At 70.9% G+C, this 14,086-nt stretch carries 11 protein-coding genes; 5 read left to right on the top strand and 6 right to left on the bottom strand.

Features of this window, described 5'->3' with window-relative positions:
- The first annotated feature begins 22 nt into the window (after positions 1 to 22).
- Positions 23 to 2,068, top strand: coding sequence for an NAD(+) synthase (locus GBZ48_RS05160; RefSeq protein ID WP_174470047.1), 2,046 nt, complete (start codon positions 23 to 25; stop codon positions 2,066 to 2,068).
- Between the two features lie 81 nt (positions 2,069 to 2,149).
- Here GBZ48_RS05160 and GBZ48_RS05155 read toward each other — a convergent pair whose 3' ends face one another.
- The 3 genes from GBZ48_RS05155 to lptF form a co-directional block, all read right to left on the bottom strand.
- A complete protein-coding gene (locus GBZ48_RS05155; protein ID WP_174470046.1) occupies positions 2,150 to 2,701 on the bottom strand; it encodes a flagellar biosynthesis regulator FlaF in 552 nt (183 codons plus the stop codon).
- A gap of 88 nt (positions 2,702 to 2,789) precedes the next feature.
- The gene (locus tag GBZ48_RS05150; RefSeq protein ID WP_174470045.1) at positions 2,790 to 3,800 is read right to left on the bottom strand and encodes a glycosyltransferase family 9 protein; all 1,011 of its coding nucleotides are present in this window, start codon (positions 3,798 to 3,800) and stop codon (positions 2,790 to 2,792) included.
- Complete coding sequence (gene lptF / locus GBZ48_RS05145; protein WP_174470044.1) at positions 3,797 to 4,951, bottom strand: LPS export ABC transporter permease LptF; 1,155 nt, start codon at positions 4,949 to 4,951, stop codon at positions 3,797 to 3,799. The genes GBZ48_RS05150 and lptF overlap by 4 nt, the downstream gene beginning before the upstream one ends.
- Positions 4,952 to 5,113: 162 nt before the next feature.
- Between lptF and GBZ48_RS36660 the strand changes: the two genes are divergently transcribed.
- The 4 genes from GBZ48_RS36660 to GBZ48_RS05125 all read left to right on the top strand — a co-directional run bounded on the left by GBZ48_RS36660 (position 5,114) and on the right by GBZ48_RS05125 (position 10,670).
- Positions 5,114 to 7,279: a tetratricopeptide repeat protein gene (locus tag GBZ48_RS36660; RefSeq protein ID WP_247892643.1), complete on the top strand. Its 2,166-nt coding sequence runs from the start codon at positions 5,114 to 5,116 to the stop codon at positions 7,277 to 7,279.
- Between the two features lie 76 nt (positions 7,280 to 7,355).
- Complete coding sequence (locus tag GBZ48_RS05135) at positions 7,356 to 8,720, top strand: PQQ-dependent sugar dehydrogenase (protein ID WP_425485972.1); 1,365 nt, start codon at positions 7,356 to 7,358, stop codon at positions 8,718 to 8,720.
- Between the two features lie 63 nt (positions 8,721 to 8,783).
- Positions 8,784 to 9,911, top strand: a complete 1,128-nt coding sequence (locus tag GBZ48_RS05130) for a cysteine desulfurase family protein (protein ID WP_174470042.1) — start codon at positions 8,784 to 8,786, stop codon at positions 9,909 to 9,911.
- Between the two features lie 87 nt (positions 9,912 to 9,998).
- Positions 9,999 to 10,670, top strand: coding sequence for a hypothetical protein (locus GBZ48_RS05125; protein ID WP_174470041.1), 672 nt, complete (start codon positions 9,999 to 10,001; stop codon positions 10,668 to 10,670).
- Positions 10,671 to 10,733: 63 nt separating this feature from the next.
- Here GBZ48_RS05125 and GBZ48_RS05120 read toward each other — a convergent pair whose 3' ends face one another.
- From GBZ48_RS05120 to GBZ48_RS05110, 3 genes are all read right to left on the bottom strand, one after another.
- Complete coding sequence (locus GBZ48_RS05120; RefSeq protein ID WP_174470131.1) at positions 10,734 to 11,462, bottom strand: porin; 729 nt, start codon at positions 11,460 to 11,462, stop codon at positions 10,734 to 10,736.
- Between the two features lie 245 nt (positions 11,463 to 11,707).
- On the bottom strand, positions 11,708 to 12,469 hold the full coding sequence (locus GBZ48_RS05115; protein WP_174470040.1) for a LamB/YcsF family protein: 762 nt from the start codon (positions 12,467 to 12,469) through the stop codon (positions 11,708 to 11,710).
- Positions 12,470 to 12,509: 40 nt separating this feature from the next.
- Entirely contained in the window at positions 12,510 to 14,084 is a 1,575-nt protein-coding gene (locus GBZ48_RS05110; protein ID WP_174470039.1) for a methyl-accepting chemotaxis protein, read from the bottom strand.
- Between the last annotated feature and the right edge of the window lie 2 nt (positions 14,085 to 14,086).

Below are 14,086 nucleotides of genomic sequence, written 5' to 3'. Positions count from 1 at the left end.
TGCAAGGCAGCGGGAACGGGTCATGAGCTTCACCTCGATCTATCGCCACGGCTTCGCGCGGGTGGCCGCCTGCACCACGCGCAGCACCCCCGCCGATCCGGCGGCCAATGCCGCGGCGGTGCTGGAGGCGGCGCGCGCCTGCCACGACAAGTCGGTGGCGGTGGCGCTGTTCCCCGAACTGGCGCTGTCCGGCTATGCCATCGACGATCTGCTGATGCAGGACCCGCTGATCGACGCGGTGGAGCAGGCGATCCTCGATCTGGTGCAGGCGTCGGAAGGCCTGATGCCGCTGCTGCTGGTGGGGGCGCCGCTGCTGTATGACGGGCGGCTCTACAACACGGCGGTGGCGATCCACCGGGGCGAGTTGCTGGGCGTGGTGCCGAAGCAGCATCTGCCCAACTACCGCGAATTCTATGAGCGGCGCCAGTTCGCATCGGGCGCCGGCACCGAAGGCGGGACGATTTATATCGGCGACCTGACCGCCCCCTTCGGCCCCGACCTGCTGTTCTCCGCCGAGGACCAGCCCGGTCTGGTCGTCCACGCCGAGATCTGCGAGGATCTGTGGGTTCCGGCCCCGCCCAGCACGATGGCGGCGCTGGCCGGCGCGACGATCCTCGCCAACCTCTCGGCCAGCAACATCACCATCGGCAAGTCCGACACCCGCCGGCTGCTGGCGAAATCGCAGTCGGCGCGCTGCCTCGCCGCATATCTTTATTCTTCGGCCGGGACGGGGGAATCGACCACCGACCTCGCCTGGGACGGCCAGACCTCGATCTTCGAGAATGGCGAGAAGCTGGCGGAGACCGACCGCTTCCCCGACGGCGCCCAGATGGCGGTGGCCGACGTCGATCTGGACCTGCTGCGGCAGGAGCGGCTGCGCCAGGGCACCTTCGACGACAACCGCCGCCTGTTCCCCGGTGCCACCGGCAGCTTCCGCACCGTCGCCTTCCGGCTGGACGCGCCGGAGGCGGATGTCGGCCTGCTGCGCGCGGTGCCGCGCCTGCCCTTCGTCCCCGCCGCCGCCGAACGGCTGGAGCAGGATTGTTACGAGGCCTACAACATCCAGGTCGCCGGCCTTGTGCAGCGGCTGCGCGCCACCGGGATCAAGACGGTGGTGATCGGCGTGTCGGGCGGCCTGGACAGCACCCACGCACTGATCGTCGCCGCCCGCGCCATGGACCGGCTCGGCCTGCCGCGGACCGGCATCCTCGGCTACACCATGCCGGGATTCGGCACCAGCGAGGGCACCAAGTCCAACGCCTGGAAACTGATGACGGCGCTGGGGGTGACGGCCAAGGAACTCGACATCCGGCCGGCGGCCAACCAGATGCTGCGGGATATGGACCACCCCTTCGCCCGCGGCGAGGCGGTGTACGACATCACCTTCGAGAATGTGCAGGCCGGCCTGCGCACCGATTACCTGTTCCGCCTCGCCAACCAGCACAACGGCATCGTTCTGGGCACCGGCGATCTGTCGGAGCTGGCGCTGGGCTGGTGCACCTATGGCGTCGGCGACCAGATGTCCCATTACAACGTCAATGCCGGCGTGCCGAAGACGCTGATCCAGCATCTGATCCGCTGGGTCGGCCGCACCGGCCAGTTCCAGCAGGAGGTGTCGGCGACGCTGGACGCCATCCTGAAGACGGAGATCTCGCCGGAACTGGTGCCGGCCGGCTCCGACAAGGCGCTGCAAAGCTCCGAGTCCGTGGTCGGGCCGTACGATCTGCAGGACTTCACCCTGTTCTACGTGCTGCGCTACGGCTTCCGCCCGTCGAAGATCGCCTTCCTGGCCCGCCATGCCTGGTCCGATGCCGAAAAGGGCGACTGGCCGGAGGGCTATCCGCTGGAGAAGCGCCGCGCCTACAGCCCGGCGGAGATCCGCGACTGGCTGCGGGTGTTCCTGCGCCGATTCTTCGGTTTCAGCCAGTTCAAGCGCTCGGCCATGCCGAACGGCCCGAAGGTGACCGCCGGCGGTTCGCTGTCGCCCCGCGGCGACTGGCGCGCCCCGTCGGACGGCAACGCCCGCATCTGGCTGGAGGAACTGGAGCGCGAGGTTCCGGCGGAGTGAGAGGACAAAAAAGGCCGGCGCCCCATCGGAGCGCCGGCCTTTTTCCTGTCGGTCGCGATTCCTGATCGTCCGCGACAGCGGTCAGATCGAGATGCGCAGGGACTCGCGGTTGACCGGGGCGGCGTCCGGGGCGGTCATCGGGCGCGGCGGCACGGCGGGGCGCATGCCGGCCGGCGGCTGGCCCGGTGCCGGAGCGGCCTGCGGAGGCTGGGGAGCCTGCGGAGCGGCCGCCTGCGGCGTGCCCGGATGCGGCTGGGTCGCCTGTTGGGCGGCGATGAACTGGCCCTGGGCGGTCAGGCCGCTGGCAACGTTGCGGTTGATGTTGACCAGCGTGTCGATCTTGTCGAAATCCAGGTCGATCAGACGGTTGGTCGTCTCGCGGTCGACCAGCAGCGACAATGCTGCGATGTTGGTGCGGACTTCCGGCGGATGGCCGCAATCCTCTTCGGTGATCGCCGCCTGGAAAATCGTCCACAGGCGCTGATTCAGCTGAAGAGCCTCGCGAAAGGCCTTTTCGTCCTTGGCATGGCTGGCGGCGATCATACGGCGCGCCGCTTCCGCCAGGGCCCAAGCCTCGACGTCGCGCGGATTGTCCGAGGTCGGCTTGTTGGCGTAGGTGGGAGTCGGCTTCATTCCAAACCCTCGGGGGAAAACCCATCCGGTGGGGGCGGACCTGCCCCTTTGCTTCGTCCCGGAAGTGTCGGTTATCCGACCGGCTTTGTCAACGCAACGGGGGTAGTTCGGCCGGTGCGGAGGACCCTGACGCAAACTGGTCACAAGTTCTATGCGTTTCGGAGAGGAGTGCAGCTGCCGTTTCGGCCACCCGGTCCTCGTCGATGCCGTCCATCAGGCCGCGGGCGTTGGGGTCGGCGGTGACGCGGGCCAGCAGTTCCGGCTGGGGCACGCTGCTGACCACCACCCTGCCGCGCGGTCCCCAGGGGCCGTAGATCGCGGGATAGCCGGGACCGAACAGCCCGACCGTCGGCACGCCCGCCGCCGCGGCGATGTGCATCAGCCCGCTGTCGTTGCCGACATAGAGCGCCGCCCGCTCCAGGCAGGCGGCGGCGGCCATCGGATCGGTGCGGCCGGTCAGGTCGATGGCCCGCGGCCCCAGCGCCGCCAGCACCGGCAGCGCCCGTTCCCGCTCCGGCCCGGCGGCCAGCACCGCCACCCGGGCGCCGGCCAGCGGCCCGCCCTCTCCGGTCAGGCGCAGGGCCAGCCGGGCGAAGCGCTCTGCCGGCCATTCCTTGCCCAGCCAGTTGGCCGTCGGCCCGATGGCGAGGAACGGCCCGGTCCCGGCGGGGATCAGGGCGTCGGCCTGCCGCCTCGCCTCCGCGTCGATCCACAGGCGCGGGGCCGGCGGCGGCGACAGGCCCAGCACGGCGGCATTCTCCTCCACCTTGTGCATCGGGCGCGCCGCCTTGGCGTGGAAGACGCGGCGCCGCGCCGGCACCAGCCGCCCGACCGCCGAATTGCGCAAATCGACCACCAGATCCCAGCGCGTGCCGACACACTCCAGCCACAGCCGCAGCCAGTGCCGCGCATAGGAGCGCTTCGCCAGCGGGATCAGCCGCTCCAGCCCCGGCACCGAGCGGAACAGCGGCGCCGGCAACGGCCCGCAGGCGACGGTCAGCCGCGCGCCCGGATAGGCGTCGGTCAGGTGGCCGAGCAGCCCGGTCGACAGCACCGCGTCGCCCAGACGGTTGGAGGTGATGAAGAGGATGCGGCTCATGACGCCGACGACCCGGCCGGGCCGGTATGGGGGTCGGCATCGGGCGCGCCCTGCCGGCGCCCCGGACGCAGGCTGAGGCCGCGCGACATCACCCACAGCGGCGGCAGCAGCATCGCCAGCGGCATGGCGTACATCAGCGGCACGAAGACGGTCGCCTTGCCGGCAAGGCTGGTCAGACCCAGCGCGCCCGCCTGCAACCCCATCACCGCCAGCACGGCGATGGTGACGCGGGAGGATTGGCCGCGCCGGTTGAACTCCCCCGACAGCAGCGCCGACAGCGCCACCAGCGCATAGGTCAGGGCCAGCAGCGGCGAGGAGAAGCGGTGGTGCAGCTCGGCGATCAGGCCGCGGCGCATGCGGTCGTCCTGGGCCGGGACGTTGCCGTCCATCAGCTCCGCCGTCGTGCGCTCGCGGGCGTCGGGCCAGCGGTCCGCCGCCTGGGGCGCCACCGCCTTCAGATCCACGGCATAGCGGTCGAAGAACAGCTGCGACAGCCGGTTGGTCTTGCGGTCCAGCTCCTGCCGGTTGCCGTCATAGACGACGAAGCGCGTGCCGTCGGGGCCGGTCTGCATCACCGCGCGGTCGCCCATGATCGTTACCGGCTTGTCCGGCTGGCGCCCGTCATGGATCAGCACCTTGTGCAGGTTGCCGTCGGAATCGCGGTCGCGCAGGAAGACGCTGAAGCGGTCGCCGACCTCGTTGAACACGCCCTCGCGCAGGAACAGCTGCGAATAGTCGCTGCGCACGGTGTATTCCATCCGCACAAGCTCGCGGTGGGCGGCCGGGGTGATCCAGATGTTCAGGGTGAAGACGACGGCCGTCACCCCCACCGCCATCGCCAGCGCCGGGGTCGACAGCGAGAAGGGACCGACGCCGGCCGCGCGCATCACCACCAGCTCGCTGTCCGTCGCCATCTTGTTGTAGGTGAACAGGATGGCCCCGACCAGCGCCAGCGGCAGCACGATGCCGAGAAAGGTCGGCACGGTCAGCAGCAGCAGCCACAGGAACATGCCCATCGGCGCGCCGGCGCTGACCACGATCTCGATCAGGCGCAAGGACTGGCTGAGCCAGATGGTCAGCGTCAGGCCGGCCGTCGAATAGAGCGTGGCGATCAGCAGGTTGCGGAACAGGTACCGTTGCAGTCGGTTCATCGGGGATCGGCCGGGGCTGTATACGGCCGGCAAGCTGACCGTCCCGGCCCGCCGGGTCAAGTGTTGAAAACCGCGCGCGCCCACACGGGCGTCCACACGGGGTGCCCGCTTGGACCGGGAAAGCGCTGGCGCCCGCCCGCGCCAGCCGGTATGACGGTCGTCATGGCGACGATCCAGGAAGCGATGGCTGCCGCGGTGGCGCATCATCAGGCCGGCCGGCTCGGCGAGGCGGCGGCGCTCTATCACGCCGTGCTGGACGCCCTGCCCGGCCACGCCGACGCCGCCCATCTGCTGGGCGTCGTCCATCTGCAATCCGGCCAGCCCGACCGCGCCGTCACCCTGATCCGCAGCGCCATCCAGCACAACCACCGGGTCGCCGACTATCACGACAATCTCGGCAGCGCGCTGAAATCGCTGGGCCGGCTGGAGGAGGCGGTGGCCGCGCACCGGCAGGCGGTCCGCCTGCGGCCGGAGTTCGCCCAGGCGCTCTACAATCTCGGCAACGCGCTGGAGGCGCAGGGCCGGCTGGAGGAGGCGGCGACCGCCTTCCGGCAGGCGGCGGCGCGCCGTCCCGGCTATGCCCGCGCCCGCTTCAACCTGGGCAATGTGCTGGCGGCACTGGGCCGGCGGGCGGACGCCGACGATGCCTACCGCGCCGCCCTGGCCGACGATCCGACCTTCGTCGAGGCGCATGCCAACCGCGGCGCCCTGCTGCTGGCGCTGGAGCGCCCGCGGGAGGCGGCGGCGGATCTGGCCCGCGCCCTGGCGCTGCGCCCCGACCATGCTCCGGCCCTGTCCAACCTCGCCGCGGCCCGGCTGGCGCTGGGCAACCGCGACGGTGCCGAGCTTGCGGCCCGCCATGCCGTGGCCGCCCGCCCGGATCTGGCCGACTGCCTGCTGCGCCTGGGCGAAGTGCGCCAGCGCGCCGACCGGCTGGGCGCCGCCGCCGACGCCTACCGGACGGCGCTGGCCTGGAACCCGGCACTCGCCGAAGCACAGGCGAACCTCGCTCTGGTCCGCCAGGGCCAGGGGCTGCTCGACGCGGCGGAGGTCGGGAACCGGCGAGCGCTGGCGCTCGACCCGGCTCTCGCCGACGTGCGGTCCAACCTCGCCTATCTGCTGCTGTTCCGGCCGGGGGTGACGGCGGCGGCGGTGCTGGAGGCGCATCGCGACTGGGACCGGGTGCATGGCGCGCCCCACCGCGGGCGCTGGGTAAAGCCGGGAAAGGCAGGCGCGCGGAAGGGACCGCTGACCGTCGCCATCCTGTCGGGCGATTTCCGCCGCCACCCCGCCGGCCTGTTCGCCCTCCGTACGGTGGAGGCGCTGCCCGGCCACGACATCCGCTTGCTGCTCTACGCCAACCAGAGCGAATCCGACGATGTGACCGGCCGCTTCCGCAGGGCGGCGGCACAATGGACCCCGGTCGCCGGCCTGACCGATGCGGAGCTGGCGGCGCGGATCCGTCACGACCGGCCCGATGTGCTGATCGACCTTGCCGGCCACAATGCCCGCGGCCGTCCCGGCGTCTTCGCCCGCAAGCCGGCCCCGGTGCAGGTGGCGTGGTCGGGCTATATGGCGACCACCGGGCTGGCGGCGATGGATGCGCTGGTCGCCGACCGCCACCATGTGCCGGCGGGGATGGAGCCCTTCTATGCCGAGCGGATCCTGCGCATGCCCGACGCCTTCATCGCCTACGATCCGCCCGGCGAGGAGGATGAACTGCCGCTGACGCCGCCGCCCAGCCTGTCGGGCGGGCCGGTCACCTTCGGCAGCTTCAACATCCTGACCAAGCTGAACGACGGCGTGCTGGCGGCCTGGGCGGAAATCCTGGGCCGGATGCCGGGATCGCGCCTGTTGATGAAGACCAAGGCGCTGTCCTGCCCGGACACCGCCGCCTTGTGGCGCGGCCGGCTGGCCGCCGCCGGCATCGACCCCGGCCGGGTGACGATGGTCGGCGCCACCGGCAGCCTGGACCACATGCGCTGGTGCGCGTCGGTCGATGTGGCGCTCGACCCCTTCCCCTTCTCCGGCAGCACCACAACGCTTGAGACGATGTGGATGGGGGTGCCGGTTGTCACCCTGCCGGGGGAGACCTTCTCCAGCCGCCATTCGCTGGCCTTCCTGACGGTGGCCGGCGTCGAGGGCTGCATCGCCGCCGATCCAGCCGATTATGTGGAACGCGCCGTCGCCTGGGCCTCCGATCCGCAAGGGCTGGCGGAGCTGCGCCGGAGCCTGCGGACCCGCATGGCAGCCGGGCCGCTGTGCGACGGCGGAAAGCTGGCCGCCGCCCTGGCGGGGGAACTGCGGGCCCTGGCCCAGCCGCACTGACGGCGGAACCAACCCGGATGCGCCGGCGTTGAGCGTGGGTACTCCCTCCACGCTTACAGACGCGGGATTTCGGCGCATGCACAGCACCACACGGCTCGCCTTCATGCTTTCGGCGACTGTCGCCGTCCTGTCGCTCGCCGGCTGCGGCGATCAGGCGTCCCTGCCGGTGTCGGCCGGCACCGGCCCCAACCCGACGCTGCCGGCGCCGAAATCCTCGCTGATCCCGACGGTCAACATCGCCGACGCCATCGGCTGGCCGCAGGGCGCGCAGCCGGTGGCGGCCCAGGGGTTGAGCCTCACCGCCTTTGCCACCGGCCTCGACCATCCGCGCTGGATGCTGGCGCTGCCCAACGGCGACATATTGGTGGCGGAGACCAACGCCCCGCCGAAGCCGGAGGACGGCAAGGGCATCAAGGGCTGGGTCATGGGTCTGGTGATGGGCAAGGCCGGCGCCAAGACGCCGAGCGCCAACCGCATCACCCTGCTGCGCGACAGCGACGGCGACGGCAAGGCCGATGTCCGCGAGCCCTTCATCGAGGGGCTGAACTCGCCCTTCGGCATGGCGCTGGTCGGCGGCGACCTCTATATCGCCGACACCGACGCGGTGGTAAAGGTGCCCTACAAGCCGGGCGACACCCGGATCGCCGCCAAGCCGGTGAAGGTCGTCGATCTGCCGGGCGGGCCGATCAACCACCATTGGACCAAGAACATCATCGCCAGCCGCGACGGCACCAAGCTCTATGCCACGGTCGGCTCCAACAGCAATGTCGGCGAGAACGGGATGGAGGCGGAGCAGGGCCGCGCCGCCATCTGGGAGATCGACCTGAAGACCGGGGCGCACCGCATCTTCGCGTCGGGCCTGCGCAACCCGAACGGCATGGACTGGGAGCCGACCTCCGGCGCCCTGTGGACCGCCGTCAACGAGCGCGACGAGATCGGCAGCGACCTCGTCCCCGACTATATGACCTCGGTGAAGGACGGCGGCTTCTACGGTTGGCCCTACAGCTATTACGGCCAGCATGTCGACCAGCGGGTGGAGCCACAGCGCCCCGACCTCGTCGCCAAGGCGATCCCGCCCGACTATGCGCTGGGGCCTCACACCGCCTCGCTCGGCCTGACCTTCTCCCGCCGGGGCGATCTGCCGCCGACCCTGCAGGAGGGTGCCTTCATCGGCCAGCACGGCTCGTGGAACCGCGACCCGGCCAGCGGCTACAAGGTGATCTTCGTGCCGTTCCGCAACGGCAAGCCGGCGGGCGAGCCGGTCGACGTGCTGACCGGCTTCCTCGACAAGGACGGCAAGGCGCAGGGCCGCCCGGTCGGCGTGATCCTGGACAACAAGGGCGCCCTGCTGGTCGCCGACGATGTCGGCAACGCGATCTGGCGGGTCGGCGGCAGCGCAACCGCACAGTCGGCGGAGCGGCCGGACCAGCCGGCGAAGTGATCAACCGGAAATGGGGGCGGGCATTCCCCTCCCCTTCCTTTCGCATTGGCGCGATACTGCGCCATGATCTACCTCGACCATCTGGCCTCGACGCCGCTCGACCCGCAGGTGCTGGAGGCGATGCTGCCCTGGATGCGGCCCGACGCGGCCGGCAACCCGCACGCCGCCCATCCGGCCGGCTGGCGCGCCGCCGACGCCATCGAACAGGCAAGGGGCGAAGTCGCCGCGCTTGCCGGCGCACAGCCGGGAGAGGTCGTCTTCACCTCCGGCGCCACCGAGGCCAATGCGCTGGCGTTGCTGGGCGGGGTGCCGGCGGGCGGCGGCTGCGTCGTCTCGGCGGTGGAGCATGCCAGCATCCTCGGCTGCCTGCCCGAGCTGCGGCAGCGCGGCCATCCGGTGGCCGTCCTGCCGGTCGACGGCACCGGCCGGGTCGATCCGGCCGCCCTGGACAGCGCCCTGGCCGGCCTGCCGAAACCGTCCCTGGTCTCGGTGATGGCCGCGAACAACGAGGTCGGGACGGTCCAGCCCCTGGCGGAGCTGGCCGCAGTCGCCGCACGCCATGGCGCGACGATGCACAGCGACGCCGTGCAGGCGCTGAGCACGCGCACGCTCTACATGGCGGCGCTCGGGCTGCATGGGCTCAGCCTGTCAGGACATAAGCTCTATGGGCCGATGGGCATCGGTGCCCTGGTCGTCCGTCCGCCCTTCCGGCCGGTCCCGGCCTCGGCCGGCGGCGGGCAGCAGCGCGGCTTGCGGGCGGGAACGCTGCCGACGCCGCTCTGCGTCGGGCTGGGCGTCGCTTGCAAGCTGGCACGGGAACGGCGCGAGGAGGATGGCCGGCGCATCGGCGCGATGCGCGACCGGCTTTGGCAGCGCCTGCGGGACCGGCTGCCCGGCATCCGCCGCAACGGTGCCGAGGATGGGCTGGCCGGCTGCCTGAACGTCACCATTCCCGGCATCGACGCCGCCGACCTGCTGCTCGATCTGCCGGAGCTTGCCGTCGCCACCGGGTCCGCCTGCCACAGCGGGGCTGGCGAGCCGTCGCATGTCCTGCTGGCGCTCGGCCTGTCCGCGGCGGACGCCCATGCCAGCCTGCGCTTCGGGCTGGGCCGCGGCACCAGTGCGGCGGAGGTGGACGAGGCGGCGGACCGGCTGGTGGCCGTGCTGGATTCGGCAAAGCCGAGGGAATGAATCGCCGGGCCGGAGCGTCTCCTTCCAACTGGCTCCGCCGGCAGGGGCTGATCTGGCGGGGAAAACAACGGCAAAGGGAGAGAAACCATGATCGGTGCGAGCATCCGGACCGCGGCGGCGGCGGCCTTCCTGTTGGCGATCCCGGCAGCGGCTTCGGCGCAGCAGGCCGGCCCGTCCGCCATGACCTTCTTCGTCACCAGCGTGGGCAGCGGCAAGGGGGCCGATCTCGGCGGGCTGGCCGGTGCCGACCAGCATTGCCAGCAGCTGGCCCAGGCGGCGGGCGCCGGCAGCCGCACATGGCGGGCCTATCTCAGCACCCAGGCCGCCGACGGCCAGCCGGCGGTCAATGCGCGCGACCGCATCGGCAAGGGCCCCTGGCAGAACGCCAAGGGCGAGGTGGTTGCCCGCTCGGTCGAAGAGCTGCACGGCACCAACGCCCTGACCAAGCAGACCGCGCTGAACGAGAAGGGCGAAACGATCAACGGCCGCGGCGACCAGCCCAACACGCACGACATCCTGACCGGGTCGCAGCCGGACGGCACCGCCTTCGACGCCGGCCAGGACATGACCTGCGGCAACTGGACCAGAAGCGGGACCGAGGGTGCGGCCATGCTTGGCCACCATGACCGGATGGGCCTGGACGAGCAGCCGCCGGCGAAGTCGTGGAACTCCTCACACGCCTCGCGCGGCGGCTGCAGCCAGGACGCGCTGAAGAGCACCGGCGGCGCCGGGCTGCTTTATTGCTTCGCGGCGAACTGACCGGTTCGCCACCGGCTGCGGCGGGGGGAGGGAGATGCCATTCCTCCGCCTCGCCCGTTGCGGTCAGAACACCAGACGCGCGCCGACCTTGACCACCGTGCCCATGGATTCGGCCCCGGTGTCGATGTTGGTGTCGGCCATCACCTGCCAGCGCGGCGTGATATGGTAGGCCAGATCGGCAAGGTAATGGCCGCTGGCCGCGCCATTCTCCGGCAATGTCCGCCGCGCCCGGAAGGACAGGGTCATGTCGCCGCGCCCATAGGCCAGCGCCGCGTTGAGGCTGCGCACCGACACGCCGTCGGACTCCTGCTGCTGGCGCAGATCGCCATCGAGCGTCACGCTTTGCCATGCGAACTGGGTGCCGACGATCCAGGACTGGCGCGGCAGACGGCGGCTGTCGCTGCGCACCCGCGCCCGGCTGGTCCCGGCGGAAAAGCGGGTGCTGATGCCGCCCATCAGGACGGTCTTGCGCACCGCCGCCTCAACCAGATGCATGGCCTCGCGCGGGTCGGGCATGTCGCCGGCGCCGCGCGGCATCGGGGTATAGCTGGCGCCCAGTTCGAAACCGCGCAGCGGCGGGGTGTAATAGCTCAGCTTCGCCGTCCGGCTGCCGGCGCCGGTGGAGGCCGGCACGGCCGCCGCCCCGACCAGCCGGTTGCGGGCACTGTCCGCCTGCCCGATCTCCAGTTCGCCCCACGAAACATCGACGGCCAAGAAATGCCGCTGATCTGAAAAGCTACCCTTTTGGTATAGGATATCCGCAGACGCACCGCTTGCCGATAAAATCGCCATTGCCGCCAGAATAGGCATGGAAATGCTTCGTTTCATTTGGCAAGCCCTGTGCTGTTCGGCCGATGGTCGACTGTCCGTTTGGTCGATACGGCCCTCTTGTATCCTTTCCGGTTTGAGGGATGTTCGTCTAAAATTCTGACAAAACTGTGACCCGCTCTTTGCATGCTGCGATGCAAAAAGTTGGGGTCACTCGCGTTGTACGGGAGACGTCAGGCCGGGAAGGCCGTCATGGCAGGCAGCAGTCGCTAGACCACCGCCCGGACCGTCACCCCTGCCGCCTCCAGCGCGCGGCGGACGGTTGCCGCCATAGCGACAGCGGTCGGCGTGTCGCCATGGACACAGATGGTGTCCGCCACGATGGGCAGCCGGGTGCCGTGCCGGCTCTCCACGGCCCCGTCCAGCACCATCCGCACCACACGGGCGGCGGCCAGATCCGGGTCATGGATCACCGACCCGGCCACCGTGCGCGGCGTCAGGGTGCCGTCATCCTCATAGGTGCGGTCGGCGAAGGCCTCGCGCGCCACGCGCAGGCCGACGTCCTGGCCGGCGCGCTCCATGGCGCTCAGCGGCGGGACGACGAACAGCAGGGCGGAGTCGACCGCCTTGACGGCGCGGGCGATGGCGCCAGCCAGCTCCGGCTCCACCGCCGCCATGTTGTAAAGGGCACCGTGCGGCTTCACATGGGTCACTTGCCGGCCCGACAGCGCGGCACAGGCCTGGAGAGCGCCGACCTGATAGGCGACCAGCCGCTCGACCTCTGTCGTCGTGATGCCGCGCATGACGCGGCGGCCGAAGCCGGAGCGGTCTTCGAAGCCGGGATGGGCGCCGATGCGCACCCCCTTCTCCCCCGCCAGCCGGGCGGTGTCGGCCATGATGGTGGGATCGCCGGCATGGAAGCCGCAGGCGATGTTGGCGGAGGTGACGATGTCCAGCATCGCCCGGTCGTCGCCCATGGTCCAGGCGCCGTACCCTTCCCCCATGTCGCAGTTCAGATCGATGCTCGGCATGGCGTTTCTCACAGTCCGTTCTTCAAAGGCCCAGGCGTTTTCACGCCGCATCCGACTGTCGCAGGGAATGGATGAAACCGGCAACCTCGCTGCGCATCGCCCCCATCTGGTCGGCCAGCATGCCGGCGGCGGTGTCCAGTTGCGCCGAGGCATCGCCGGTCTGACCGGCCACTTCGGAGGTGGCGTTCACGTCCCCCAGCAGGGCGCGCACGCCTTGGGCGGCCTCGCTGACGCCGCGGCCGATCTCCGCCGTCGCGGCGTTCTGCTCCTCCACCGCCGCGGCGATGGAAGCGCTGATCTGGCTGAGGCTCTCCACCACGCGGGCGATCTCGACGATCTCATCGGCGGCGGAGCCGGTGGAGCCCTGGATGGCGCGGATCTGGGTCTCGATGTCCTCGGTCGCCTTGGCGGTCTGGGTCGCCAGCGCCTTCACCTCGCCGGCCACCACGGCGAAGCCTTTCCCCGCCTCGCCGGCCCGCGCCGCCTCGATGGTGGCGTTCAAGGCCAGCAGGTTGGTCTGCTTGGCGATGGCGTGGATCAGCGTCACCACCGCCGAGACCCGGTCGGACGCCTGGACCAGCCCGGCCACCTGATCGGTGGCGCGGCTGGCGCGGCGCGACGCCTCGTCGGCGATGGACTGAGAATGCTGGGCCTGGGCCGAGATCTCGCGGATGGAGGCGACAAGCTCGTCCACCGCGGCGGCCATGCCGTCCACCGAGGCGTTGACCGCCGCGGCATTGCCGGCGGCCTGCCGGCTGACCTGCCCGTTGTGATCCGCCACGCCGGCAAGGCTGCGGGTGGCGAGCCCCATGCCGTCGGTGGTGCGCATCACCTCTCCCAGCGTGCTGCCGACGCGCCGTTCGAAATCGTCGGCGACCGCGGCGATGGCGGCATGACGCTCCGCCTCGGCCTGCCGGCGCAGTTCGACCTGTTCGGCCTCCAGCCGCTGCTTGGCGGCGCCCTGCTCCTTGAAGACCTGCACGGCTTCGGCCATACGGCCGATCTCGTCGCGGCGGTCGAGCGAGGGCACATCGACCGCGCGCTCACCGGCGGCCAGTCGGGTCATCACCCCGGTCAGGCGGACGATGGGCCGGGTGGCGCCGCGCACCATCAGGAACAGCACGCCGCACAGCGCGACCAGCGCCGCCAGCCCGCCGCCGGCCAGCAGCCACGCCCGCTCCGCCGCCTGCCGTTCGGCGCGGCGGGGCGACAGGTGGATCTCCACGGTGCCGAGCTTGTCCATCCGGCTGCCGGCCTTGCGCAGGATGTCGGCGCGGCGGACCAGCACCGACGGGTCGCTGTCCGACACGGTGCCGCTCTTGGCGAAGACCTGTCCCTTGGGATCGAGCACCCGGCTGCCGAGATAGTCGGGATCGTTGGCGAGGGCGGCGAGTTGCGCCGCGGCGGAGTCGGCATCGACGTTCCATAGCGGCTCCGCCAGCCCGCCGGCGATGACGCGGACGGTGACCACCGCCCTGTCCTCCAACGCTGTGCGGGCATCCTCGCGGTTGACGGTGACGACGGCGGCTATGCCGGTCGCGCTGATGACGGTGACCATCAGGGCGATGGGAACGACGACACGCATGGCAAGGGTACGGCCCACACGCTGCAGCATCA

It is taken from the genome of Azospirillum melinis, assembly GCF_013340935.1.
Lineage (GTDB): Bacteria > Pseudomonadota > Alphaproteobacteria > Azospirillales > Azospirillaceae > Azospirillum > Azospirillum melinis.
This window is presented reverse-complemented; position numbering and strand designations above follow the sequence as displayed.